This window comes from Pseudomonas sp. C6002 (assembly GCF_013385805.1).
Classification (GTDB): domain Bacteria; phylum Pseudomonadota; class Gammaproteobacteria; order Pseudomonadales; family Pseudomonadaceae; genus Aquipseudomonas.
The window spans coordinates 61,067-85,435 of record NZ_JACAPH010000004.1 but is presented as its reverse complement, the minus strand read 5'-3'; the positions used below and the strand labels follow the sequence as shown (position 1 = coordinate 85,435).

Here is a 24,369-nt window from a genome sequence, read left to right as displayed (position 1 = left end):
GACCGTACCATGCAAACTCGTGACGATATTTTCAACACCTTGCGCGACGCCCTGGTGGAACTGTTTGAACTGGAACCGGAACGCGTCACGCTCGACGCCAACCTGTACCAGGACCTGGAAATCGACAGCATTGATGCAGTGGACCTGATCGACCACATCAAGCGCCAGACCGGCAAGAAAATCGCCGCCGAAGAGTTCAAGGCCGTGCGTACCGTGAATGACGTGGTCGAGGCGGTCTACCGTCTGGTTCAACCGGCCGCATGAGCCGGCTGATCGGCCTTGGCCTGTTGCTGGCGGGGCTGCTGTACCCTTTTGCGGTGTATTACGGCACTGAGCATTTTGCCCCGTGGCAATTTGGCCTGCTGCTGGGCAGTCTGTGGCTGTTGCGCGCCCTGAACGGCGCCAGGCGCCCGGGAAGCCGCTGGATGGCGGCGGCGATCATTGTCTTTTGCCTGCTGCTCGCCTGGTTCGACAACCCGCAGATGCTGCGCTGGTACCCGAGCCTGGTCAGCGCCTTCATGCTGGCACTGTTCGGCCTGAGCCTGAAATACGGGCCGCCGATGGTCGAGCGCCTGGCGCGCATGAGCGAGCCGCAACTGCCCGAAGAAGCGATTGTGTATACCCGCCAGGTCACCGTGGTGTGGAGTGTATTTTTCCTGTGTAACGGCCTGCTCGCCGCCGCGCTCACCCTGTGGGCGCCGCTGAGCTGGTGGACGTTGTACAACGGCATGATCGCCTACGGGCTGATGGGGCTGTTGTTTGCCGTGGAATGGCTGGTACGACAAAGGGTTCGAGGCCGCGTATGAATTGGTTGAATCTTGAGCACTTGCTGCTTGAGCCTGTGGAGCAGCGTTTGGTCACCACCGAACCTGCCCTGGATCACCCACACCTGTGGGAGAAGTCCCTGAGCCTGGCCGCCGGGTTGCAAGCCCGGGGCATCCAGCGCCTGGCGGTGTACCTGGAAGATGCCGGCTTGCTGGCGATCGCGCTGCTGGGTGCATGGCGAGCAGGCGTCAGCGTGTTGTTGCCCGCTGACCTGCAACCACAAACGCGCCAACGCTGGGATGATGTCGTCGATGCCTGGCTGACCAAAGCTGGCGACCTGGATGCGCTGTATCAAGCGCCATTAAGCGCCGCGGCCCTGGACCTGGACGCCTGCTGCCTGAGCCTGTGCACCTCCGGCTCCAGCGGCGAACCCAAGCGCATCGACAAAACCCTGCGGCAGATGGCCAATGAAGTCCAGGCGCTGGAAACCTTGTGGGGCGCCGACCTGGGCGAGGCGTGCATCATCGGCAGCGTCGCCACCCAGCATATCTATGGCTTGCTGTTTCGGGTGCTGTGGCCGTTGTGTGCCGGGCGCACCTTTGTGCGCCAACAGTTGGCATTTCCCGAGGACTTGCAGCGCGCCAGCCGCGAGCATGCGCAATTTGCCTGGGTCGCCAGCCCGGCGCTCCTCAAGCGCATGGGTGACAACCTCGACTGGCCAGCGCTTACACCGGTCAAACGGGTGTTTTCCTCCGGCGGCGCCTTGCCCCTTGAGGCCGCCGGCAGCCTGCATCAGCGCCTGCAGCAATGGCCGACGGAAATCCTCGGCAGCTCGGAAACCGGCGGCATCGCCTGGCGCCAGGGCGAACAACCGTGGCAGCCGTTTGCCGACGTGCAACTGAGCCAGGACGCCGACGGCGCCTTGCGCATCGCCTCGCCATACCTGCCCGCCGGCCATGTCGAACAGACCGCCGACGCCGCCACCATCCACGCCGACGGCCGCTTCGAATTGCTCGGCCGCCTGGACCGCATCGTCAAGCTGGAGGAAAAACGCATCTCCCTGCCGATGCTCGAACAAGCGCTGATGGATCATGCCTGGGTCGCTGAAACGCGCCTGGGCGTGGTGCAGGAAAACCGCGCCTCCCTCGGCGCCCTCGTGGTGCTCAGCGCAGACGGCTTGCATGCCCTGCGTAACCAGGGCCGGCGCACCGTCACCCAAACCCTGCGCCAGCACTTGAGCCAACACTGCGAAGCCCTGGCGCTGCCCCGCCGCTGGCGCCTGTTGCGCCAATTGCCGCTGAACACCCAAGGCAAGCTGCCCCAGGCCGACGTCGAAGCCCTGCTGCTGGCACCGCGCCCGAAAGCCCCGGAAGTACTGGAACAAGTCGAAGCCAACGGTGAATGGACCCTGCAACTGGCGATCCCGCCGGACCTCGCCTACTTCAGCGGCCACTTCCCGCAAACCCCGGTGCTACCGGGTGTGGTGCAAGTGGATTGGGCGCTGAGCCTGGGCCAGCAACTGCTCAAGCTGCCGGGGCCGTTCGCCGGGATGGAAGTGCTCAAGTTCCAGCAACTGGTACGCCCGGATGACCGGATCGAACTGCACCTGCGGTTCGATCAGGAGCGCGGCAAGTTGTACTTCGCCTACCGCAATGAGGCGGCCGCCTGCTCCAGTGGGCGGATCGTGCTGGAGAGGGTCAGTGATTAAGCTTTTGTGGCGAGGGAGCTTGCTCCCGCTGGAGTGCGCAGCGCTCCCAACCCAGGCACTGTGGTTTATCAGGCAAATCGGTGTCGCCTGTGTTGGGGCCGCTTCGCAGCCCAGCGGGAGCAAGCTCCCTCGCCACGCACAGCGCTTGTGCCAATGGGGTACCTGTTATGCATAAGCCCTGCGCCTTGATCCCGGTCTATAACCACGAAGCCGCCGTGCCCGCCGTGGTGCGCACCGTGCTGGACAGCGGCCTGCCATGCCTGCTGGTAGACGACGGCAGCAGCGCCGCCTGCGCCGCCGTGCTGGCGCAACTGGCAACCCTCGACAACGTGTCACTGCTGACCCTGCCCGCCAACCAGGGCAAAGGCGCCGCCGTCATGGCCGGCTTTCGCGAAGCCGCACGCCTGGGTTTCACCCACGCCCTGCAAGTGGACGCCGACGGCCAGCACGACCTGCGGGAAGTCGGTACCTTCCTCGACGCCTCCCGCGCCCACCCGAATGCGGTGATCTGCGGCTACCCGGAATACGACGACAGCGTGCCCAAGGGCCGCCTTTACGCGCGCTACCTGACCCACGTGTGGGTGTGGATCAACACCTTGTCGCTGCAGATCCGCGATTCCATGTGCGGCTTTCGCGTGTACCCACTGCCACCGACCCTGGCCTTGATGGACTCGGCCAACATCGGCAAACGCATGGATTTCGACTCCGACATCCTGGTGCGACTGGCCTGGCGCAACCAGCCGATGCGCTGGCTGCCGACCAAGGTGCACTACCCCGCCGACGGCCTGTCGCACTTTCGCCTGTTCCATGACAACGCGCTGATTTCCTCGATGCACACCCGGCTGTTCTTCGGCATGTTGGTGCGCGCGCCGATGATCCTCTGGCGCCGGTGGCAGGCATGAGCCAGGACACCAAGCACTGGGCCGACCGCGAGGAGCGCGGCAGCTTCTGGCTGATGAAATTCACCGCCTTCGCCGCCAAGGTCCTCGGGCGCCGGCTGCTGAGCCCGCTGCTCTACGGCATCGTTTTCTACTTCTTTCTGTTCGGCCGCACGGCCCGCCAAAGCGCCTGGCAATACCAGCAGCGCCTGGCCGACTGGAGCCGGCGCGACGACCTGCGCCCTACCCACAGAAGCGTCTTCGGCCAGTTCATGGCGTTCGCCGACGCCCTGCTGGACAAGCTCGACGTATGGAACGGCAAGCTGCGCCTGGAGCAGATCGAAATCATCGACCCGGCCCAACTGCGCGGCCAGCTGCGCAGCGAACGCGGGCAGATGCTGGTGGGCGCGCACCTGGGCAATCTTGAGGTGTGCCGCGCCCTCGCCGAACTGGGCGAAAAGGTCACCATGAACGTGCTGGTGCACACCAAGCACGCTGAACGTTTCAACCGGATTCTGGGCGAAGCCGGGGCGACCAATCTGCGCCTGATCCAGGTCAGCGAACTTGACCCGGCGGTGATGATGCTGCTCAGCCAGCGCCTCGACGACGGCGAGTGGCTGGCGATTGCCGGCGACCGCGTACCGCTGCATGGCGGGCGCACGGTACGCGTGGATTTCCTCGGCCATGACGCCGCCTTCCCCCAAGGCCCGTGGCTGTTGGCCGGTTTGCTGAAATGCCCGGTCAACCTGCTGATGTGCTTGAAGCATCAAGGCCGTTATCGCCTGATCATCGAGCCGTTTGCCCGGTTGATCGAATGGAAACGCAGCGACCGCCAGCAGGTGATCACACAATGGACCGCCCGCTACGCCGAGCGCCTGGGCCAGTTCTGCCTGGAAGCGCCCCAACAATGGTTCAACTTTTACCCTTTCTGGAAGACCGATGACGACGCATCTTGAGCCGGTAACCTTCGGCGAAATTCCCCTGCGCATCGAAGACGTGCTGGCCCTGGCCAACCGTCAGGCGCCGACTCAACTGCAGGCTGATGCCAAGTACCGCCAGCGCATCGCCAAGGGCGCGCAGTTCCTGGATTCGTTGCTGGACAAGGAAGGCGTGATCTACGGCGTGACCACCGGCTACGGCGACTCGTGCGTGGTGGCGGTGCCGCTGGAGCACGTCGAAGCGCTGCCCCGCCACCTCTACACGTTCCACGGCTGCGGCCTGGGCAAGTTGCTGGATGCGCAAGCCACCCGCGCGGTGCTGGCGGCGCGGTTGCAGTCGCTGTGCCATGGCGTGTCGGGCGTGCGCGTGGAGTTGCTGGAGCGCCTGCACGCGTTCCTGGAATTCGACGTGCTGCCGCTGATTCCGGAAGAAGGCTCGGTAGGCGCCAGCGGTGACTTGACGCCGCTGTCCTACGTGGCCGCAACCTTGTCCGGTGAGCGCGAAGTGATGTTCCGTGGCGAACGCCGCCAGGCGGCGGAGGTGCACCGCGAGCTGGGCTGGGACCCGCTGGTACTGCGCCCGAAAGAGGCCCTGGCGCTGATGAACGGCACCGCCGTGATGACCGGCCTCGCCTGCCTGGCCTTCGCCCGCGCCGACTACCTGCTGCAACTGGCCACGCGCATCACCGCGCTGAACGTAGTGGCGCTGCAAGGCAATCCGGAGCATTTCGACGAGCGCCTGTTCGCCGCCAAGCCACACCCGGGGCAGATGCAAGTCGCCGCCTGGCTGCGCAAGGATCTGGCGATTGACGCGCCGACCGCGCCGCTGCATCGCCTGCAAGACCGTTACTCCCTGCGCTGCGCGCCCCACGTCCTGGGCGTGCTGGCCGACAGCCTGAACTGGTTGCGCTCGTTCATCGAGATCGAACTCAACAGCGCCAACGACAACCCGATCATCGACGCCGAAGAAGAACGCGTGCTTCACGGCGGCCACTTCTACGGCGGCCACATCGCGTTCGCCATGGACAGCCTCAAGACCCTGGTGGCCAACGTCGCCGACCTGCTGGACCGCCAGCTCGCGCTGCTGGTGGACGTGCGTTACAACCACGGCTTGCCGAGCAATTTGTCGGGTGCGCCAGCCGAACGGGCGATGATCAACCACGGCTTCAAGGCTGTGCAGATCGGCACCAGCGCCTGGACCGCCGAAGCGCTGAAAAACACCATGCCGGCCAGCGTGTTCTCGCGCTCCACCGAGTGCCACAACCAGGACAAGGTGAGCATGGGCACCATCGCCGCCCGCGATGCGATTCGTGTGCTGGAACTGACCGAACAAGTCGCCGCCGCCACCTTGCTCGCCGCTAATCAGGGCGTATGGCTGCGGGCCCAGGCTGAAGACGCACGCCCGCTGCCGCCGGCGCTGGCCGCCATGCAAATCGAGCTGGCCAAGGACTTCCCGCCGGTCATCGAAGACCGCGCCCTGGAAGGCGAACTGCGCCTGTGCCTGAAACGCATCGCCGAGCAACACTGGAGGCTGCATGCGTAGCCCCGGCGTGTTGCACTGCGACACTGAAATCCTCGTGCCGTTTTTCGACATCGACACCATGAACGTGGTGTGGCACGGGCACTACGTAAAGTACCTGGAAGTCGCCCGCTGCGCCTTGCTGGACAAGATCGGCCACAACTACACAGCGATGCTGGAAGCGGGCTACGCCTGGCCGGTGATCGACATGCAGCTGCGCTATGTGCGCGGAGCGACCTTCGGCCAGACCATCAACGTGCGCGCCAGCCTGGTGGAGTGGGAGAACCGCTTGAAGGTCAATTACCTGATCAGCGACAAGGCCACCGGTGAACGCCTGACCCGCGCCAGCACCGTGCAAGTGGCGGTGGAGATTGCCAGCCGTGAAATGCAGTTGGCGTCGCCAAAAATATTCACTGACGCCATAGAGAGAGCCTTGAAATGAGATTCCCTGTGGGAGCGGGCTTGCTCGCGAAAATCGTCAACGATAACGCAGGCCGCCTGACACCCCGTGGCGCCCTCAGGTTCTTCGCGAGCAAGTCGAATCGTCGCACCGCCGCTCCCACAGGAATCGCCTTCATTCTGTTGTTGGGCATTCCAGGCCTGGCCCATGCTTTCGACCTGCAACAACTCAGTGATCAGCTTGCAAAGCCAACGGTGATCCACGGCAACTTCATCCAGGAAAAACACCTGCGCGCGCTGCCGCAGCCGCTGACCAGCAAGGGCACCTTCGTCCTGGCCAAGGACCACGGCCTGCTGTGGCTGCTGAAAACCCCGCTGCAACAGGACTACCGCATCAGCGCCAACGGCATCGCCCGGCGTGACGCCAACGGCTGGCAATTGCTGCCGAACAAGAGCGCCGGCGCCGAGCAGAACCGTTTGTTCCTCGCCGTGTTACAGGGCGACAGCAGTGGCTTGCAGCGTGACTTCGAGCTGCAACTGCAAGGCGAAGCCCAGCAGTGGAAACTCACGTTGATCCCGCGCTCGCTGCTGCTCAAGCAGGTGTTCACCCAAATCAATATCGACGGCGGCGAACTGGTGCAGAAGATCGAGCTGCTGGAAACCCAGGGCGACAGCACCGTACTGCGCATGCAGGACAGCACCAGCAGCCAACCCTTGAGCGACGCGGAGCAACACGACTTTGCCGAGTGAACGCTGGTTGCCGCGCCTGTTCCTGATCCTGCTGGTGGCCGTGTTGGCCCTGGCGGGTTGGCAATGGCGCCATGGCGCACCGCTGTCGGCGAACCTGATGGAACTGGTGCCCGGCACCGCGCCGGATGCGCTGGAGCTGCGCGCCGAACAGCGCATGCAGGAACCGCTGAACCGCGAAATGCTGGTGCTGGTGGGGCACGCCGACCGGCAAAAAGCCGTGGCCATGGCGACGCAATTGGGCGAAGCCTGGCAAGCCAGCGGCCTGTTTGAGAAAGTTCAGTGGAACCTCCAAGCCGACCTGCCGGCCCTGCGTCAGCAGTTGCTGCAAGGCCGGCTGGCGATGCTCTCGGCCAAGGATCGCGAGCAACTGATCGACGAGCCCCAGGCGTTTATTCAGCAGCGGGTTCAGGCGCTGTTCGACCCGTTCACCGGCTTCAGCCTAGTGCCGAGCCAGGACGATTGGCTGGGCCTCACCGGGCGCATCCAGAACAGCCAGCCGCAACACGGTTCGGTGCAGCTGGATATCGGCAGCGGCGCGCTGATCGCCGATGCCGACGGCAAAAGCTGGGTACTGCTGCGGGCCCGCACCACCGGCAATGCCTTCGACATGAAACTGCCGCTGCAAGTGGCTGACCTGCTCAAGGCCAGCCGCGAGCAGGCCGACCAGCAAGGCGCGCAATTGCTCGCCGCCAGCGGCCTGCTGTATGCAGCCAATGGTCAGCAGCAGGCCACTCGGGAAATCACCTGGGTCGGCGGCGGCGCGACGGTAGGCATCCTGTTATTGCTGCTGCTTGCGTTCCGCCGCTGGCGGGTGTTGCTGGCGTTCGTGCCGGTGCTGGTGGGCATGCTGTTTGGTGCGGTGGCCTGTGTGGCGCTGTTCGGGCATATGCATGTGATCACGCTGGTGCTGGGCTCGAGCCTGATCGGCGTGGCGGTGGATTACCCGCTGCATTACCTGTCCAAGAGCTGGAGCATGAGCCCTTGGCGCAGTTGGCCGGCCTTGCGCCTGACCTTGCCGGGCCTGAGCCTGAGCCTGGCCACCAGTTGCATCGGTTACCTGGCCCTGGCGTGGACGCCGTTCCCGGCGCTGACGCAAATCGCGGTGTTCTCCGCTGCCGGTCTGGTGGGCGCTTACCTGTCGGCCGTGTGCCTGTTGCCGGCCTTGCTCAAAGGCGTCGAGCTGCGCCCGGCGCAATGGCCCCTGCGCATTGCCGAGTTCCTGCTGAGCGTGCGCGAGTCGCTGCTCAAGCGCCTGCCAAGCCCGGTGTTGCTGGTACTGGTGTTGGTGTTTTGCGCCGGTGGGCTGTGGCACCTGAACAGCAAAAACGATATCCGCCAGTGGATCGGTGCGCCGCCGCAGTTGCTGCAGGAAGCCCAGGCCGTTGCGCGGATTACCGGGTTCCAGCCCACCAGCCAGTTCTTTCTGGTACGGGCGGACAATCAACCGCAATTGCTGGAGCGCCAGGCCGCGCTGAGCCAGCGCCTGGATCAGCTGGTGAACATGGACAAGCTCCAGGGTTACCTGGCGCTCAACCAGTTGGTCAGCGCGCCGGCGGAGCAACAGCAACTGCGCGAGGCCCTGAACCAACTGCCGCAGTACTGGCAGCCATTGCTGGACCTCGGCGTACCGGCCGCCGCCCTGCAAGCCGAGCTGGCCCAGTTGCAGGCCTTGCCCACCGAAGACATCGACGCAGCACTGGTCGGCCCGCTGGCCGAGCCGTGGCGCACGCTGTGGCTGGGGAATGTCGACGGTGGCGTGGCGGCGATGGTGAGCCTGCAAGGCTTGAACAACCCGGCCTTGCTGCGGGTGCAGGCCCTGGATCTGCCCGGCGTGCAGTTGGTGGACCGCCTGGGCGACTTGAACCAGGTGTTTGCCGCGACGCAAATCAGCGCTGCCGAATTGAAATTGATGTCCTGCGTGTTGATCGTACTGTTGCTGATCCTGCCGTTCGGCTTCGGCGGTGCCTTGCGCATCGTCGCCCTGCCGTTGCTGGCGGCGCTGTGCAGCCTGGCCAGCCTGGGTTGGCTGGGGCAGCCGCTGACGTTGTTCAGCCTGTTCGGCCTGCTGCTGGTGACCGCCATCAGCGTCGACTACGCGATCCTGATGCGTGAACAAATTGGCGGCGCCGCCGTGAGCCTGTTGGGCACACTGTTGGCGGCCGTGACTACTTGGCTATCGTTCGGCCTGCTGGCCATTTCCAGCACACCGGCGGTGAGTAATTTTGGGCTGTCGGTGAGCCTGGGGCTGGCGTTCAGCTTCATGCTGGCGCCGTGGGCCAGCCCGTCCGGGACAAGGAAGATGAGATGAGCAGCCAATACCTGAGTAAAAACTACGTCGAAGAAACCAAATTCGGCTTCTGGTTCCTGCGCAGCCACACCTGGCAGCACCATGTGCTGCGCGTGGCCATCAACGACCTGCGCAGCTTGTTCAGCGACCCGCTGCCGGTTGCTCCGGTGCTGCTGGATGCCGGCTGCGGCCAGGGCAAGTCGTTCCAGTACCTGCAGCAGGTGTTCGCCCCCGAACGCCTGATCGGCCTCGACGCCGACCCCCACAGCCTCGACCTGAGCCGCGCCGAAGCCGCGCGCCAGGGTATCGCCATCGAGTTGATCGGCAGCGACTGCGCGACCCTCGACGTGGCCGACGCCAGTGTCGACGTGCTGTTCTGTCACCAGACCTTCCATCATCTGGTGGAACAGCATCGCGCCCTGAAAGAGTTCTATCGGGTGCTCAAGCCGGGCGGCTACCTGCTGTTTGCCGAATCCACCGAGGCCTATATCGACACTTGGGTAATCCGCTGGCTGTTTCGTCACCCGATGCATGTGCAGAAAAGCGCCGAGGAGTACCTTGAGATGATTCGCGAGCAGGGCTTTGAGTTCGGCCCGCAGAACGTCTCGTACCCGTACCTGTGGTGGAGCCGCGCCACCGACTTCGGCTTGCTTGAGCGCTGGGGCCTGCGCCAGCCAAAACCGGCCGGCCAGCGCGAAGAAACCCTGGTCAACGTGGTCGCCCGCAAACCTCTGGCGAGCGCTGAAACATGATCCGAATGCTGTTGATCGGCTGCCTGTTGCTGCTGGGCGCGTGCGCCAGCCAGCCGCCGTTGCCGTCGAAAACCCCGGTGCTGAGCCTGCCGTTGCAACTGCATGTGCAGCGCGAACAGGATGGCCAGCGCCAGGACTGGTTGCTGGTGATGCAGCGCGAAGGCGGCGGGATTCGCTGGTCGATGATGGACCCGCTGGGCATTCCCCAGGCTCGGCAGATGCTGATCAATGGCGCCTGGCAGGCCGACGGTCTGCTGCCGCCCAATCCCCAGGCGCGTGAACTGTTTGCCGCGCTGTTGTTCGCCCTGACCTCGGCGGATGAAGTTTCCAGGCTGTACCCCGGCACCCAGGAAATGGACCTGATCCGCACCCTGCCGTCCCACTGGAAGATCACCTATCACTCCTCCCTGGTGTTTCGCGTGGACGTGATCGGGCAACACCTGACCTACCACATCTCGCCGCTAGGGGCTGCCCGATGAGCGCCTACCTCAATGCCCTCGGCGTGATCTGCGCCCTGGGCCGCGACAAGCGCGAAGTCAGCCGCAGCCTGTTTGCCGGCGACTGCTCCGGCATGCGCGCCGAAAGCGGCTGGGTGCCGGAGCGTGTGTTGCCGGTGGCCGCTGTGCACGGTGAACTGGCGGCGATACCGCCCGGGCTGGAATCCCATCGCAGCCGCAATAACCAGTTGCTGCTGGAAGCCGCGTTGCAGATTGACGACGAGATCCGGCAAGCGATCCAAACGTTCGGCGCGTCGCGCATTGGCATCGTGCTCGGCACCAGCACCTCGGGCATCGATGAAGCCAGCCGTGGCATCGCCCACTATCTGCGGGAAAACCAGTTCCCCGCCGACTACGACTATCAGCAACAGGCGCTTGGCGCCCCGGCCGATTTCCTCGCCGACTGGCTGCAACTGAGCGGCCCGGCCTACGTGATTTCCACCGCCTGCACCTCCAGCGCACGGGCGCTGATGAGTGCCCAACGCCTGTTGGACCTGGGTGTGTGCGATGCGGTGATCTGCGGTGGCGTCGACACGCTGTGCAAGCTGACCCTCAATGGTTTTTCGTCGCTGGAAGCGGTTTCGGCAGAGCGCTGCAATCCGTTTTCGGTAAACCGCAACGGCATCAATATCGGCGAAGCCGCCGTGCTGTTCCTGATGAGCAAAACCCCGGCGCCGTTCGCACTGCTGGGCAGTGGTGCCAGTTGCGACGCCCACCATATTTCCGCCCCCGAGCCTGCCGGCAAGGGTGCGTTGCAAGCGATGCGCAAGGCCCTGGCCAGCGCACAACTGGCGCCCGGACAAATCGGTTACCTGAACCTGCACGGCACCGCTACCCAACATAACGATGCCATGGAAAGCCTGGCGGTCGCGGCCCTGTTCCCGGACGGCGTAGCCTGCTCCTCGACCAAACCCATGACCGGCCACACCCTGGGCGCCGCCGGCGCGCTGGAAGCGGCGTTCTGCTGGCTGAGCCTGGCAGAAGGCGTAGTGCCGCCGCATGTCTGGGATGGCCAGGCGGACCCCGACCTGCCCGTACTGAAGTGGGCGTCGCCCGGCGACGCCCTGGAAAAACGCTGCCTGATGAGCAACTCGTTTGCCTTCGGCGGCAACAACGTCAGCCTGATTATCGGAGACGCCCCATGACTGATTGGCCGCTCGCCGAACTGCTGCCCCACGCCGGTGACATGATCCTGATCGATCAGGTCCTGAGCTTTGATGAAGAACAGATCCAGACCCGCCTGACGGTCAAGCCCGGCGGTCTTTTCAACCGCGCCGACGGCAGCCTGCCTGCGTGGGTCGGCATTGAGTTGATGGCGCAAAGCGTCGCCGCCTACGCCGGTTGCCGTGCGCGCCAGAAAGGTGAAGCCGTGGAGTTGGGCTTCCTGCTGGGCACGCGCAAGTTCGAGTGCAACGTCGAGCACTTTCCCGCCGGCACCGAGCTGACCATCCACGGCCTGCGCTCCCTGGAAGACGACAACGGCATGGGTGTGTTCGAATGCCACCTCACCGGCGACGGCATCCAGGCCAGCGCGCGCTTGAACGTATTTCGACCGCCCCGGGCGGCCAACTATTTAGATGAATCGAAGGACACCACGCCATGACTGAATCCGTATTGGTGACCGGCTCCAGCCGTGGCATCGGCCGCGCTATCGCTGTGCGCCTGGCCCAGGCCGGGCACGACATCGTGCTGCATTGCCGCAGCGGGCGTGCCGAGGCGGATGCGGTGCAGGTCGAAATCGAAGCGCTGGGGCGCAAGGCCCGGGTGTTGCAATTCGATGTGGCGGACCGCGCCAGCTGCAAGGAGATCCTTGAAGCCGACGTGGAAGCCCATGGCGCGTATTACGGCGTGGTGCTCAATGCGGGCCTGACGCGCGATGGCGCGTTTCCAGCGCTGTCGGAAGACGATTGGGACGTGGTGATGCGCACCAACCTCGACGGTTTCTACAACGTGCTGCACCCGGTGATGATGCCGATGATTCGTCGTCGCGCCGCCGGGCGGATCGTGTGCATCACCTCGGTATCCGGGCTGATCGGCAACCGCGGCCAGGTCAACTACAGCGCGTCCAAGGCCGGCCTGATCGGCGCCGCCAAGGCCCTGGCCATCGAGCTGGGCAAGCGCAAGATCACCGTCAACTGCGTGGCCCCCGGGCTGATCGACACCGCGATGCTCGATGAAAACGTACCGGTGGAAGAGCTGATGAAAATGATCCCGGCCCAGCGCATGGGCACTCCGGAAGAAGTCGCCGGGGCGGTGAATTTCCTGATGTCGGCAGAAGCCGGCTACATCACCCGCCAAGTGCTGGCCGTGAATGGAGGCCTGTGCTGATGAAACGCGTGGTGGTCACCGGCATGGCCGGCGTTACGTCCCTGGGCAGCGATTGGGCAACCATCGCCGCCAACTTCCGCGCCAACCGCAGCGGCATCCGGCGCATGGACGAGTGGGACCGTTTCACCGAACTGAACACCCGGCTGGCCGGGCCGATCGATGATTTCGTGGTACCCGCCCACTGGACCCGCAAGCAACTGCGCAGCATGGGCCGGGTTTCCCGGCTGGCGGTATGGGCGGCGGAGCAGGCGCTCAAAGACGCCGGCTTGCTGGGCGACGAGTCGATCAAGGACGGGCGCATGGGCGTGGCCTGTGGCTCGTCCACCGGCAGCACCGACGAGATCAAGGCCTTCGGCAATATGCTGCTGAACTCGGTGGCCGAGGGGCTGAACGCCAACTCCTACGTGCGGATGATGCCCCACACCACGGCGGCGAATATCAGCATTTTCTTCGGCCTCACCGGCCGGCTGATCCCGACGTCCAGCGCGTGCACCAGCGGCAGCCAGGGCATCGGCTACGCCTATGAAGCCATCAAGTTCGGCCGCCTGCCGCTGATGTTGGCAGGTGGCGCCGAAGAGCTGTGCCCTACCGAAGCCATGGTGTTCGATGCGCTGTACGCCACCAGCCTGAAAAACGATGCACCACAAACCAGCCCGCGTCCCTACGACAGTGGGCGCGACGGCCTGGTGATCGGCGAAGGCGGCGGCATCCTGGTACTCGAAGAGCTGGAACATGCACTGGCCCGTGGCGCGCATATCCACGCCGAAATCGTCGGCTTCGGCAGCAACGCCGACGGCCAGCACACCACCCGCCCGGAACAGGCCACCATGCGCCGCGCCATGGAGCTGGCCCTGGAAGATGCGGGGCTTGCGCCCGACGCCATCGGCTATGTGAACGGCCATGGCACCGCCACCGACCAGGGCGACATCGCCGAAACCCTGGCCACCAGCAGCCTGTTCGGCAGCCGCATGCCCATCAGTTCTCAGAAGAGTTTCCTTGGGCATACCCTGGGCGCATGCGGCGCGCTGGAGTCGTGGTTCAGCATCGAGATGATGAACCGCAACCAATACGTGCACACCTTCAACCTCGACGAAGTCGACCCGCGCTGCGGCGAGCTGGACTACCTGCAAGGTGAGTTCCGCGAGCTGCACAGCGACTACGTGATGAACAACAATTTTGCCTTTGGCGGCGTCAACACTTCGCTGATTTTCCGCCGCTGGGTGTAAGTTTTTTTACTGACTGGAGAAATGGAATGTCTTCCCTGCTACGCGCAACACTGGTCGCTTTGGCCCTGCTCACCACCGCTGGCTGCACCAACAAACCGGTGCTCAACACCCAGCATGACTTGCCGGCGAACCCGCAGGTCAACGAAGAAAAAATGAAGCAGACCATTATCGCGGCCTTGAACAAACGCCAATGGGTGGTGCAGCGCCTGAGCCCGCAACTGGTGCAGGCCGAGATCAACGTGCGCAACCAGTTCCACGCTGAAATCGACATTCGCTACACCGCCACCAGCTACGCCATCACCTACCGCGACAGCCGCGACCTGGGCTACAAGGACGGCAAGATTCACCGCAACTACAACCGCTGGGTGAGCATGCTGGACCGTGACATCCTGGCGGCGTTGCGCACCAATGGTGTGAGTGACACGGCGCAGTTGCTCCAGCAGACCGGGACGTCGAAGCAGAACTGAAACACCCGCTTCCCTGTGGCTAGGGAGCTTGCTCCCGTTGGGGCGCGAAGCGCCCCTGAAACCTGCGATTGAAGGTTGCCTGGTAAAACTCAGTCGTCGGGTTTCGGGGCTGCTGCGCAGCCCAGCGGGAGCAAGCTCCCTCGCCACAGGTTATGCGTCGGTCATACCAATGCCTTACGGGTCAGCAACTCGACAAACGCCTTGGCCATCGGCGTCTGCTGGCCCTTGCGCTGCACCAGCCACACCGCCGTCACCGCCTCCTGATCCAGCAACGTGCGATACACCACGCCATCAATGCGGATCCGCTGATACGACGCCGGCAACACCGAGACACCCAACCCCGCCGCCACCAGGCCGATGATGGTCATCGCCTCCCCGGCCTCCTGCGCGAAGTGCGGGCTGAAGCCGGCATCACGCGCCAGGCTCATCAATTGGGCATACAAGCCACTGCCGTAAGTCCGCGGGAAAAACACAAACGGTTCTTCGGCCAATTGCGCCAGGTGCAAACCCCGCTCACTGCCCTCCACCAACGGATGCCCGGCGTTCAGCACGGCCACCAAGGGCTCGCGCATCAGTTCCACGACGCTCAGGGAATCGGGCAACGGCAACGGTCGCATCAACCCCACCTGAATCGACTCATCCACCAGCGACTCGGCCACCTCCGTGCTGCTCATCTCCTGCAGATTCAAATGCACCGCCGGGAATGCCTGGCGAAACGCGAAGATCGCCTGTGGGATGCTGGAGTTGAACGGCGCAGAAGAGGTGAAGCCAATCTTCAACTCCCCCAGTTCCCCCAGCTGCGCCCGACGCGCCACGTCCGCCGCTTTATCCACCTGCGCCAGCACCAACCGCGCCTCTTGCAGGAACAACCTGCCGGCCTCGCTCAGCTCGACCCGACGATTGGTACGCTCAAACAACCGCGCACCTATCTCCTGCTCCAGCGCCTGGATCTGCTGGCTCAGGGGCGGCTGGGAGATCCCCAGCACCTGCGCGGCGCGGCCAAAATGCAGCTCTTCAGCCACGGCGATGAAGTAACGCAGGTGGCGCAGTTCCATGAAAACCTCATTAGGTCGTAAAAGCTCTTAAACAGGTCGAACAATATATTGGAAAGAATCAATAGGGAGCTATATTCTTTTTTGCATTGCCAGCCCTGGCAGCCTTTCCTCCCCGAGGTCCCGCGTGAAATCTGCTGTCGCTCCGCTTGCTCAAGAAGTACCGCCCACCGCCCTCGATGAAGTGGTGGCACAGCTCAACGAGCAGTACATCGAAAAAGGCACCCCGATGTTCATGCGCACGGTGCTGGCGCTGTTCTCCGGCGGTTTCGCCACTTTCGCCCTGCTCTACTGCGTACAGCCGATGATGCCGGCGCTGTCCCACGAATTTTCCATCAATGCCGCGCAAAGCAGCCTGATTCTCTCGGTGGCCACCGGCATGCTCGCCATTGGCCTGCTGATCACCGGGCCGATTTCCGACACCCTGGGGCGCAAGCCGGTGATGGTTGCCGCACTGTTCTGCGCCGCGTTGTGCACCATCGCCAGCGGCCTGATGCCAAGCTGGGAAGGCATCCTGCTGATGCGCGCACTGGTGGGCCTGTCCCTCAGCGGCCTGGCAGCGGTGGCCATGACCTACCTGAGTGAAGAGATCCACCCGCAACACATCGGCCTGGCCATGGGTTTGTACATCGGTGGTAACGCCATTGGCGGGATGAGCGGGCGCTTGATCATCGGCGTACTGATCGACTTCGTCAGCTGGCACACCGCGATGCTGATCATCGGCGCCCTGGCGCTGATCGCGGCCACGGTGTTCTGGAAGATCCTCCCCGAATCGCGCAACTTCCGCGCCAGCACCCTGCACCCGCGCAGCCTGGTGGACGGCTTCACCATGCACTTCAAGGACGCCGGCCTGCCGTGGCTGTTCCTCGAAGCCTTCGTGCTGATGGGCGCCTTTGTGACGATGTTCAACTACATCGGCTACCGCTTGCTGGCGGACCCGTACGATTTGAGCCAGGCCGTGGTAGGCCTGCTGTCGCTGGTCTACCTCTCGGGTATCTACAGCTCGGCGAAAATCGGCTCCCTGGCCGACCGCCTGGGCCGTCGCCGAGTGCTCTGGGGCACCATCGTGCTGATGCTCGGCGGCATCGCCCTGACGCTGTTTACCCCGCTGTGGCTGGTAGTGCCCGGCATGCTGATCTTCACCTTCGGCTTCTTCGGCGCCCACTCGGTGGCCAGCAGTTGGATCGGCCGCCGCGCACTGAAAGCCAAGGGGCAGGCGTCGTCGCTGTACCTGTTCAGTTACTACGTGGGGTCGAGTATTGCGGGGACGGCGGGTGGTTTCTTCTGGCACTACGCCGGGTGGAACGGGATTGGCGGGTTTATCGTCGCGCTGTTGATCGTCGCGTTGCTGGTGGCGTTGAAGCTGGCGAAGTTGCCGCCGTTGCAGGAAGCCAAGGCTTAACCAGCGCTTACAAAAAAGCCCGGCATCTGCCGGGCTTTTTCATTGCCGCGCGATCACTCGTGATACTGCGCCGACAACTCGTGCACCGCCCGCAGGAACGCGCCTGCGTGCTCCGGATCAACTTCCGGGGTGATGCCATGGCCGAGGTTGAATACGTGACCGCTGCCTTTGCCGTAGCTGGCGAGGATGCGGCCCACTTCAGTACGGATGGCTTCCGGCTTGGCGTACAGCACGGTCGGGTCCATGTTGCCTTGCAGCGCAACCTTGTTGCCCACGCGGCGACGGGCTTCGCCGAGGTCGCAGGTCCAGTCCAGGCCCAGCGCGTCGGCGCCGGCGTCGGCGATGCTTTCCAGCCACAGGCCGCCGCCCTTGGTGAACATGATCACCGGCACTTTGCGGCCTTCGTGTTCGCGGATCAGGCCGCTGACGATCTTGCGCATGTAGGCCAGGGAGAACTCCTGGTACGCCGCCGCCGACAGGTTGCCACCCCAGGTGTCGAAGATCTGCACCGCCTGGGCGCCGGCCATGATCTGGCCGTTGAGGTAGGAGGTGACCGACTGCGCCAGCTTGTCCAGCAGCAGGTGCATGGCTTGCGGGTTGTCGTAGAGCATGGCCTTGGTCTTGCGGAAGTCTTTCGACGAGCCGCCTTCGACCATGTAGGTGGCCAGGGTCCACGGGCTGCCGGAGAAGCCGATCAGCGGCACGCGGCCGTTCAGCTCGCGGCGGATGGTGCTGACCGCATCCATGACGTAGCCCAGGTCCTTGTGGGGATCGGGGATCGGCAGGGCTTCGATATCGGCCAGGGTGCTGACGACTTTCTTGAAACGCGGGCCTTCGCCGGTTTCGAAGTACAGGCCCTGGCCCATGGCGTCAGGGATGGTCAGGATATCGGAGAACAGGATGGCCGCATCCAGCTGTGGATAGCGGTCCAGCGGTTGCATGGTGACTTCGCAGGCGAACTCCGGGTTCATGCACAGGCTCATGAAGTCGCCGGCGTGGGCGCGACTGGCGCGGTATTCCGGCAGGTAGCGACCGGCCTGGCGCATCATCCACACAGGGGTGACGTCCACGGGTTGCTTGAGCAGGGCACGAAGGAAACGGTCGTTCTTGAGGGCAGTCATGTCGGCATCCGCAAAAAAAGTGCGGGCATTTTCTCAGAGCGCGACGCAAAAGGCACGGCAAGAGCCGTGCCTTTTGTCTATCGGGTCAATTTGTCGCGGATATGAAAGCGCTACAAAACAAATGTGGGAGCGGGCTTGCTCGCGAAAGCGGTGGGTCAGCCAACACATCTGGTGACTGATATACCGCATTCGCGAGCAAGCCCGCTCCCACATTTTGATCCCATTTCAATCCGGGATCGGGGTCAGACCTGCAGGTAATCCAGGATCCCTTCGGCGGCGTTGCGGCCTTCGAAGATGGCCGTCACTACCAGGTCAGACCCGCGCACCATGTCGCCACCGGCGAAGATTTTCGGGTTGCTGGTCTGGTGTTTGTACTGGCCTTGTTCCGGGGCTACAACGCGGCCCTGGCTGTCGGTCTGGATTTCGAACTGCTCGAACCAAGGCGCCGGGCTTGGGCGGAAACCGAAGGCGATGACCACGGCGTCTGCCGGGATGATCTCTTCGGAACCCGGGATCGGCTCGGGGCTGCGACGGCCACGGGCATCCGGTTCGCCGAGACGGGTCTCGACCACTTTCACGCCTTCGACACGGTCTTCACCGACGATAGCGATCGGCTGGCGGTTGTAGAGGAATTTCACGCCTTCTTCCTTGGCGTTCTTCACCTCTTTGCGCGAACCCGGCATGTTGGCTTCGTCGCGACGGTAGGCACAGGTCACCGACTTGGCGCCCTGGCGAATCGAAGTGCGATTGCAGTCCATCGCGGTATCACCACCGCCCAGCACCACGACCTTCTTGCCTTTCATGTCGACGAAATCTTCCGGCGACTTTTCAAAGCCCAGGTTGCGGTTGACGTTGGCGATCAGGAAGTCCAGAGCGTCGTACACGCCCGGCAGGTCTTCACCGGCGAAGCCACCCTTCATGTAGGTGTAGGTGCCCATGCCCATGAACACGGCATCGTATTCTTCGAGCAGTTGCTCCATGGTCACGTCCTTGCCGATTTCGGTATTGAGGCGGAACTCGATACCCATGCCGGTGAAGACTTCGCGACGATGGCTCAGTACGGTTTTTTCCAGCTTGAACTCGGGGATGCCGAAGGTCAGCAGGCCACCGATTTCCGGGTTCTTGTCGAACACCACCGGGGTCACGCCGCCACGCACCAGCACGTCGGCACAGCCCAGGCCCGCCGGGCCCGCGCCGATGATCGCGACGCGCTTGCCGGTCGGCTTGACCTTGGACATGTCCGGGCGCCAGCCCATGGCGAACGCGGTGTCGGTGATGTACTTCTCCACCGAACCGATGGTCACCGCGCCGAAGCCGTCGTTGAGGGTGCACGCCCCCTCGCACAGACGGTCCTGCGGGCACACCCGGCCGCACACTTCCGGCAGGGTGTTGGTCTGGTGAGACAGCTCGGCGGCGGCGAGGATGTTGCCCTCGGCCACCAGCTTCAGCCAGTTCGGAATGAAGTTGTGCACCGGGCACTTCCATTCGCAATACGGGTTACCGCAACCCAGGCAGCGGTGGGCCTGGTCGGCCGAGTGCTGGGGTTTGAAGGGCTCGTAGATTTCCACGAACTCTTTCTTGCGTTGACGCAACAGTTTCTTCTTCGGATCTTTGCGCCCGACATCGATGAACTGGAAGTCGTTATTCAGACGTTCAGCCATGTTAAAACCTCATCAAACTCTTCAGGCGCATATCACTGCGGGTTGGCACGGATGCTGGAAAGCAACGATTTCAGGTTGGCAGCCTTGGGCTTGACCAGCCAGAAACGACGCAGGTAGTCATCGAGGTTTTCAGCGAGGTTGCGACCCCATTCGCTGTTGGTTTCCTCGACATATTCGTCCAGCACATGCTGCAAGTGGTTGCGATAGGATTCCATCGCTTCGCCGCTGATCCGCTGGATCTCCACCAACTCGTGGTTCACCTTGTCGACGAAGGTGTTGTCCTGGTCGAGCACGTAGGCGAAACCGCCGGTCATGCCCGAACCGAAGTTGTAGCCGGTCTTGCCCAGCACCGCGACAAAACCACCGGTCATGTACTCGCAGCAGTGATCGCCCGTGCCTTCAACCACGGTGTGGGCACCGGAGTTACGCACTGCGAAACGCTCACCGGCCGTGCCCGCAGCAAACAGCTTGCCGCCGGTTGCGCCGTACAGGCAGGTGTTGCCGATGATGGCACTGTCTTGAGTCTTGTAGACGCTGCCCACTGGCGGGACGATCACCAGCTTGCCGCCGGTCATGCCCTTGCCCACGTAGTCGTTGGCGTCGCCTTCGAGGTACATGTTCAAGCCACCGGCGTTCCATACGCCGAAGCTCTGGCCAGCGGTGCCCTTGAAGCGGAAGGTGATCGGCGCCTTGGCCATGCCCTGGTTGCCGTGCTTGCGCGCGATTTCGCCGGAGATGCGTGCGCCGATGGAACGGTCGCAGTTGCAGATATCCAGGGCGAATTCGCCGCCGCTTGCGTCGTTGATCGACGAAGTGGCCATCTCGACCATCTTCTCGGCCAGCAGGCCCTTGTCGAACGGCGGGTTACGGTCAACCTGGCAGAACTGTGGCTTGTCGGCCGGGATGTGATCGCTGCCCAACAACGGCGTCAGGTCAAGGTGCTGTTGCTTGGCGGTCTGGCCTTCAAGGATGTCCAGCAGGTCGGTACGGCCGATCAGCTCTTCCAGGGAACGCACGCCCAGCTTGGCCAGCCACTCACGGGTTTCCTCGGCGACGTAGGTGAAGAAATTCACCACCATGTCGACGGTACCGATGTAGTGGTCCTTGCGCAGCTTCTCGTTCTGAGTGGCCACGCCGGTGGCGCAGTTGTTCAGGTGGCAGATGCGCAGGTATTTGCAGCCCAGGGCGATCATTGGCGCGGTGCCGAAGCCGAAGCTTTCGGCGCCGAGGATTGCGGCCTTGATCACGTCGAGGCCGGTTTTCAGGCCACCGTCGGTCTGCACCCGGACTTTGCCGCGCAGGTCGTTGCCGCGCAGGGTCTGGTGGGTTTCAGCCAGGCCCAGTTCCCACGGTGCGCCGGCGTACTTGATGGAGGTCAGCGGCGAAGCGCCGGTGCCGCCGTCGTAGCCGGAGATGGTGATCAGGTCGGCATAGGCCTTGGCCACACCCGCGGCGATGGTGCCCACGCCGGCTTCTGCGACCAGTTTCACCGAGACCAGGGCCTGCGGGTTGACTTGTTTGAGGTCGAAAATCAGCTGCGACAAATCCTCGATCGAGTAGATGTCGTGGTGCGGCGGCGGCGAAATCAATGTCACGCCCGGCACTGCATAACGCAGCTTGGCGATCAGGCCATTGACCTTGCCGCCTGGAAGTTGCCCGCCTTCGCCCGGCTTGGCGCCCTGGGCAACCTTGATCTGCAGCACTTCGGCGTTGACCAGGTATTCCGGGGTCACACCAAAGCGGCCAGTGGCGACCTGCTTGATTTTCGAGCTCTTGATGGTGCCGTAGCGCGCCGGGTCTTCACCGCCTTCGCCGGAGTTGGAACGCGCACCCAGGCGGTTCATGGCTTCGGCCAGGGCTTCGTGAGCCTCAGGCGACAAGGCGCCCAGGGAAATACCGGCGGAGTCGAAACGCTTGAGGATCGATTCCAGTGGCTCGATCTCGCTGATGGCCAGCGGCGTGTCCAGGGTTTTCACCTTGAACAAATCGCGGATCATCGACACCGGGCGGTTATCCACCAGCGCGGTGTATTCCTTGAACTTGGCGTAGTCGCCTTGCTGCACGGCGGCTTGCAGGGTGTTGACCACGTCCGGGTTGTAGGCGTGGTATTCGCCACCGTGCACGAACTTCAGCAGACCGCCTTGCTGGATCGGCTTGCGCGCGCTCCAGGCTTCGGCGGCCAGGGCTTTCTGCTCGGCTTCGATGTCGACGAAACGCGCACCCTTGATGCGGCTCGGCACGCCACGGAAGCTCATCTCGCAAACTTCTTCCGACAGGCCGATGGCTTCGAACAATTGCGCGCCGCGGTAGGACGTGACGGTGGAGATGCCCATCTTCGACAGGATCTTCAGCAGGCCCTTCGTGATGCCTTTACGGTAGTTCTTGAACACCTCGTAGAGGTCGCCCAGGACTTCGCCGGTACGGATCAGGTCGCCGAGTACTTCGTAAGCCAGGAACGGATACACCGCAGAGGCGCCGAAGCCGATCAACACCGCAAAGTGATGCGGGTCGCGGGCGGTGGCGGTTTCAACCAGGATGTTGGAATCGCAACGCAGGCCCTTTTCGGTCAGGCGGTGGTGTACCGCGCCGGTGGCCAGGGAAGCGTGGATCGGCAGCTTGCCCAGGGCGATATGGCGGTCGGTCAGCACGATCTGGGTACGGCCGGCACGCACGGCTTCTTCAGCCTGATCGGCGACATTGCGCACCGCGGCTTCCAGGCCGAGGCTCTCGTCGTAGTTCAGGTCGATGATCTGCCGGTCGAAGCCTGGGCGATCCAGGGTCATCAACGAGCGCCACTTGGCCGGGGAAATGACCGGCGAGCTGAGGATCACGCGGGAAGCGTGCTCAGGCGATTCCTGGAAGATGTTGCGCTCGGCACCGAGGCACACTTCCAGGGACATCACGATGGCTTCGCGCAGCGGGTCGATCGGCGGGTTGGTCACCTGGGCGAACTGCTGGCGGAAATAGTCGTACGGCGTGCGCACGCGCTGGGACAGCACGGCCATTGGCGTGTCATCGCCCATGGAGCCAACGGCCTCATAGCCCTGCTCGCCCAGTGGGCGCAGCACCTGGTCACGTTCTTCGAAAGTGACCTGGTACATCTTCATGTACTGCTTGAGCTGGTCGACGTCGTAGAAGGCAGAACCGTGGTCGTTGTCTTCCATGGTTGCCTGGATGCGCAGGGCATTCTTGCGCAGCCATTGCTTGTACGGATGACGGGACTTCAAGCGATTGTCGATGGCATCGGTGTCGAGGACCTGACCGGTCTCGGTGTCCACGGCGAGGATCTGGCCCGGGCCAACACGGCCCTTGGCTATCACGTCTTCCGGCTTGTAGTTCCACACGCCGATTTCCGACGCCAGGGTGATGAAGCCGTTGGTGGTGGTCACCCAGCGCGCCGGGCGCAGGCCGTTACGGTCGAGCAGGCACACGGCGTAGCGACCGTCGGTCATTACCACGCCGGCCGGGCCGTCCCACGGTTCCATGTGCATCGAGTTGTACTCATAGAACGCCCGCAGGTCGGGGTCCATGGTCTCGACGTTCTGCCACGCTGGCGGAATGATCATGCGCACGCCACGGAACAGGTCGATGCCGCCGGTGACCATCAGTTCGAGCATGTTGTCCATGCTGGAGGAGTCGGAACCCACGCGGTTGACCAGCGGGCCGAGCTCTTCCAGGTCCATCAGGTCGTTGGCGAACTTGGTGCGACGGGCCACGGCCCAGTTGCGGTTGCCGGTGATGGTGTTGATCTCGCCGTTGTGGGCGAGGAAGCGAAATGGCTGGGCCAGCGGCCATTTCGGCAGGGTGTTGGTGGAGAAGCGCTGGTGGAACACGCAGATTGCGGTTTGCAGGCGCTCATCGCTCAGGTCTGGATAGAAGGCGGTCAAGTCCGCCGGCATCATCAGGCCTTTATAAATGATGGTCTTGTGGGAAAAGCTGCAGATGTAGTGGTCGGTGTCGGCGGCATTGGCCACGGACGAGCGACGACGAGAGGTGAACAGCTTGATCGCCATGTCCTGGTCGCTCAGGCCGTCGCCTGCGATGAACACTTGTTCGATCTGCGGCAGGCGCTCCAGGGCCAGGCGGCCGAGTACGCTGGTGTCGATCGGCACTTTGCGCCAGCCGACGAGCTGCAGGCCAGCGGCCAGGATCTCGCGGTTCATGTTCTCGCGAGCAGCTTCGGCTTTTACCGGGTCCTGGTTGAAGAACACCATGCCCACAGCGTACTGCTTGGGCAAATCGGCGCCGAAATGTTCCTTGGCGACTGCGCGCAGGAACTGGTCGGGCTTTTGAATCAGCAAGCCGCAACCGTCACCGGTCTTGCCGTCGGCGTTGATCCCACCGCGGTGGGTCATGCAGGTCAGGGCCTCGATGGCCGTTTGCAAAAGGGTATGACTGGGCTCGCCCTGCATGTGGGCTATCAGGCCGAAACCGCAGTTATCCTTGAATTCATCGGGTTGGTACAGACCTGCTTTCATAGACACTTTCTCACCAGGCTGCCTCTTATTCCGAGGCAAATTTCTTTTCAATTCAACCGGTTACCTTCCACGCCGAACGTACGCCGGCTTAGCGGGGGCAAAAGGGAGGTCATTGTACACACCGACACAGACGCTCACAAA

At 63.4% G+C, this 24,369-nt stretch carries 21 protein-coding genes; 17 read left to right on the top strand and 4 right to left on the bottom strand.

Annotated features, from left to right (window positions below; translation table 11 throughout):
- Nucleotides 1–9: 9 nt before the first annotated feature.
- From HX817_RS01605 to HX817_RS01530, 16 genes are all read left to right on the top strand, one after another.
- Nucleotides 10–264 carry an acyl carrier protein gene (locus tag HX817_RS01605; RefSeq protein ID WP_003209389.1) on the top strand — a complete coding sequence of 85 codons (255 nt, stop codon included), beginning with the start codon at nt 10–12 and terminating at the stop codon, nt 262–264.
- Nucleotides 261–806, top strand: coding sequence for a hypothetical protein (locus HX817_RS01600; protein ID WP_177039686.1), 546 nt, complete (start codon nt 261–263; stop codon nt 804–806). The genes HX817_RS01605 and HX817_RS01600 overlap by 4 nt, the downstream gene beginning before the upstream one ends.
- Entirely contained in the window at nt 803–2,473 is a 1,671-nt protein-coding gene (locus tag HX817_RS01595) for an acyl-CoA synthetase family protein (RefSeq protein WP_177022518.1), read from the top strand. Before HX817_RS01600 ends, HX817_RS01595 begins: the two co-directional genes overlap by 4 nt.
- 167 nt (nt 2,474–2,640) lie before the next feature.
- On the top strand, nt 2,641–3,375 hold the full coding sequence (locus HX817_RS01590; RefSeq protein ID WP_177008295.1) for a glycosyltransferase family 2 protein: 735 nt from the start codon (nt 2,641–2,643) through the stop codon (nt 3,373–3,375).
- On the top strand, nt 3,372–4,307 hold the full coding sequence (locus HX817_RS01585) for a glycosyl transferase (RefSeq protein WP_177039685.1): 936 nt from the start codon (nt 3,372–3,374) through the stop codon (nt 4,305–4,307). The genes HX817_RS01590 and HX817_RS01585 overlap by 4 nt, the downstream gene beginning before the upstream one ends.
- The gene (gene hutH / locus HX817_RS01580; protein ID WP_087692513.1) at nt 4,291–5,832 is read left to right on the top strand and encodes a histidine ammonia-lyase; all 1,542 of its coding nucleotides are present in this window, start codon (nt 4,291–4,293) and stop codon (nt 5,830–5,832) included. The genes HX817_RS01585 and hutH overlap by 17 nt, the downstream gene beginning before the upstream one ends.
- Entirely contained in the window at nt 5,825–6,250 is a 426-nt protein-coding gene (locus HX817_RS01575; protein ID WP_177039684.1) for a thioesterase family protein, read from the top strand. The genes hutH and HX817_RS01575 overlap by 8 nt, the downstream gene beginning before the upstream one ends.
- On the top strand, nt 6,247–6,957 hold the full coding sequence (locus tag HX817_RS01570) for an outer membrane lipoprotein carrier protein LolA (protein ID WP_177039683.1): 711 nt from the start codon (nt 6,247–6,249) through the stop codon (nt 6,955–6,957). Before HX817_RS01575 ends, HX817_RS01570 begins: the two co-directional genes overlap by 4 nt.
- Entirely contained in the window at nt 6,947–9,265 is a 2,319-nt protein-coding gene (locus HX817_RS01565; protein WP_177039682.1) for an MMPL family transporter, read from the top strand. Before HX817_RS01570 ends, HX817_RS01565 begins: the two co-directional genes overlap by 11 nt.
- Nucleotides 9,262–9,996: a class I SAM-dependent methyltransferase gene (locus HX817_RS01560; protein WP_003209370.1), complete on the top strand. Its 735-nt coding sequence runs from the start codon at nt 9,262–9,264 to the stop codon at nt 9,994–9,996. The genes HX817_RS01565 and HX817_RS01560 overlap by 4 nt, the downstream gene beginning before the upstream one ends.
- The gene (locus HX817_RS01555) at nt 9,993–10,475 is read left to right on the top strand and encodes a hypothetical protein (protein WP_032899865.1); all 483 of its coding nucleotides are present in this window, start codon (nt 9,993–9,995) and stop codon (nt 10,473–10,475) included. Before HX817_RS01560 ends, HX817_RS01555 begins: the two co-directional genes overlap by 4 nt.
- Nucleotides 10,472–11,638 (top strand): beta-ketoacyl-[acyl-carrier-protein] synthase family protein, encoded by a 1,167-nt coding sequence (locus HX817_RS01550; protein ID WP_177039681.1) that lies wholly within the window; start codon nt 10,472–10,474, stop codon nt 11,636–11,638. Before HX817_RS01555 ends, HX817_RS01550 begins: the two co-directional genes overlap by 4 nt.
- Nucleotides 11,635–12,096, top strand: a complete 462-nt coding sequence (locus tag HX817_RS01545) for a hotdog family protein (RefSeq protein WP_177039680.1) — start codon at nt 11,635–11,637, stop codon at nt 12,094–12,096. The genes HX817_RS01550 and HX817_RS01545 overlap by 4 nt, the downstream gene beginning before the upstream one ends.
- Nucleotides 12,093–12,821, top strand: a complete 729-nt coding sequence (fabG, locus tag HX817_RS01540) for a 3-oxoacyl-ACP reductase FabG (RefSeq protein WP_087692521.1) — start codon at nt 12,093–12,095, stop codon at nt 12,819–12,821. Before HX817_RS01545 ends, fabG begins: the two co-directional genes overlap by 4 nt.
- Nucleotides 12,821–14,047, top strand: coding sequence for a beta-ketoacyl-ACP synthase (locus HX817_RS01535; RefSeq protein WP_008439241.1), 1,227 nt, complete (start codon nt 12,821–12,823; stop codon nt 14,045–14,047). The genes fabG and HX817_RS01535 overlap by 1 nt, the downstream gene beginning before the upstream one ends.
- A gap of 26 nt (nt 14,048–14,073) precedes the next feature.
- Nucleotides 14,074–14,514 (top strand): hypothetical protein, encoded by a 441-nt coding sequence (locus tag HX817_RS01530; protein WP_003209360.1) that lies wholly within the window; start codon nt 14,074–14,076, stop codon nt 14,512–14,514.
- A gap of 161 nt (nt 14,515–14,675) precedes the next feature.
- On the opposite strand, the gene HX817_RS01525 is transcribed toward HX817_RS01530, so the two are convergent.
- The gene (locus tag HX817_RS01525) at nt 14,676–15,569 is read right to left on the bottom strand and encodes a LysR family transcriptional regulator (protein WP_003209358.1); all 894 of its coding nucleotides are present in this window, start codon (nt 15,567–15,569) and stop codon (nt 14,676–14,678) included.
- Between the two features lie 181 nt (nt 15,570–15,750).
- On the opposite strand from HX817_RS01525, the gene HX817_RS01520 reads away from it, so the two are divergent.
- Complete coding sequence (locus HX817_RS01520; protein ID WP_371132458.1) at nt 15,751–16,968, top strand: MFS transporter; 1,218 nt, start codon at nt 15,751–15,753, stop codon at nt 16,966–16,968.
- Between the two features lie 53 nt (nt 16,969–17,021).
- Here the strand turns inward: HX817_RS01520 and hemE are convergent, their stop codons facing one another.
- The 3 genes from hemE to gltB all read right to left on the bottom strand — a co-directional run bounded on the left by hemE (nt 17,022) and on the right by gltB (nt 24,228).
- Nucleotides 17,022–18,089, bottom strand: a complete 1,068-nt coding sequence (gene hemE / locus HX817_RS01515; RefSeq protein ID WP_087692524.1) for a uroporphyrinogen decarboxylase — start codon at nt 18,087–18,089, stop codon at nt 17,022–17,024.
- Nucleotides 18,090–18,331: 242 nt separating this feature from the next.
- Nucleotides 18,332–19,750 (bottom strand): FAD-dependent oxidoreductase, encoded by a 1,419-nt coding sequence (locus HX817_RS01510; protein WP_003209353.1) that lies wholly within the window; start codon nt 19,748–19,750, stop codon nt 18,332–18,334.
- A gap of 32 nt (nt 19,751–19,782) precedes the next feature.
- A complete protein-coding gene (gltB, locus tag HX817_RS01505; protein WP_177039679.1) occupies nt 19,783–24,228 on the bottom strand; it encodes a glutamate synthase large subunit in 4,446 nt (1,481 codons plus the stop codon).
- Nucleotides 24,229–24,369: the final 141 nt, after the last annotated feature.

What these genes read in the sequence shown, in the direction of transcription:
- HX817_RS01605 (WP_003209389.1), top strand. Translation starts at nt 10, where the DNA reads ATGCAAACTCGTGACGATATTTTCAACACCTTGCGCGACGCCCTGGTG.
- HX817_RS01600 (WP_177039686.1), top strand. Translation starts at nt 261, where the DNA reads ATGAGCCGGCTGATCGGCCTTGGCCTGTTGCTGGCGGGGCTGCTGTAC.
- HX817_RS01595 (WP_177022518.1), top strand. Translation starts at nt 803, where the DNA reads ATGAATTGGTTGAATCTTGAGCACTTGCTGCTTGAGCCTGTGGAGCAG.
- HX817_RS01590 (WP_177008295.1), top strand. Translation starts at nt 2,641, where the DNA reads ATGCATAAGCCCTGCGCCTTGATCCCGGTCTATAACCACGAAGCCGCC.
- HX817_RS01585 (WP_177039685.1), top strand. Translation starts at nt 3,372, where the DNA reads ATGAGCCAGGACACCAAGCACTGGGCCGACCGCGAGGAGCGCGGCAGC.
- hutH (WP_087692513.1), top strand. Translation starts at nt 4,291, where the DNA reads ATGACGACGCATCTTGAGCCGGTAACCTTCGGCGAAATTCCCCTGCGC.
- HX817_RS01575 (WP_177039684.1), top strand. Translation starts at nt 5,825, where the DNA reads ATGCGTAGCCCCGGCGTGTTGCACTGCGACACTGAAATCCTCGTGCCG.
- HX817_RS01570 (WP_177039683.1), top strand. Translation starts at nt 6,247, where the DNA reads ATGAGATTCCCTGTGGGAGCGGGCTTGCTCGCGAAAATCGTCAACGAT.
- HX817_RS01560 (WP_003209370.1), top strand. Translation starts at nt 9,262, where the DNA reads ATGAGCAGCCAATACCTGAGTAAAAACTACGTCGAAGAAACCAAATTC.
- HX817_RS01555 (WP_032899865.1), top strand. Translation starts at nt 9,993, where the DNA reads ATGATCCGAATGCTGTTGATCGGCTGCCTGTTGCTGCTGGGCGCGTGC.
- HX817_RS01550 (WP_177039681.1), top strand. Translation starts at nt 10,472, where the DNA reads ATGAGCGCCTACCTCAATGCCCTCGGCGTGATCTGCGCCCTGGGCCGC.
- HX817_RS01545 (WP_177039680.1), top strand. Translation starts at nt 11,635, where the DNA reads ATGACTGATTGGCCGCTCGCCGAACTGCTGCCCCACGCCGGTGACATG.
- fabG (WP_087692521.1), top strand. Translation starts at nt 12,093, where the DNA reads ATGACTGAATCCGTATTGGTGACCGGCTCCAGCCGTGGCATCGGCCGC.
- HX817_RS01535 (WP_008439241.1), top strand. Translation starts at nt 12,821, where the DNA reads ATGAAACGCGTGGTGGTCACCGGCATGGCCGGCGTTACGTCCCTGGGC.
- HX817_RS01530 (WP_003209360.1), top strand. Translation starts at nt 14,074, where the DNA reads ATGTCTTCCCTGCTACGCGCAACACTGGTCGCTTTGGCCCTGCTCACC.
- HX817_RS01525 (WP_003209358.1), bottom strand. Translation starts at nt 15,569, where the DNA reads ATGGAACTGCGCCACCTGCGTTACTTCATCGCCGTGGCTGAAGAGCTG.
- hemE (WP_087692524.1), bottom strand. Translation starts at nt 18,089, where the DNA reads ATGACTGCCCTCAAGAACGACCGTTTCCTTCGTGCCCTGCTCAAGCAA.
- HX817_RS01510 (WP_003209353.1), bottom strand. Translation starts at nt 19,750, where the DNA reads ATGGCTGAACGTCTGAATAACGACTTCCAGTTCATCGATGTCGGGCGC.
- gltB (WP_177039679.1), bottom strand. Translation starts at nt 24,228, where the DNA reads ATGAAAGCAGGTCTGTACCAACCCGATGAATTCAAGGATAACTGCGGT.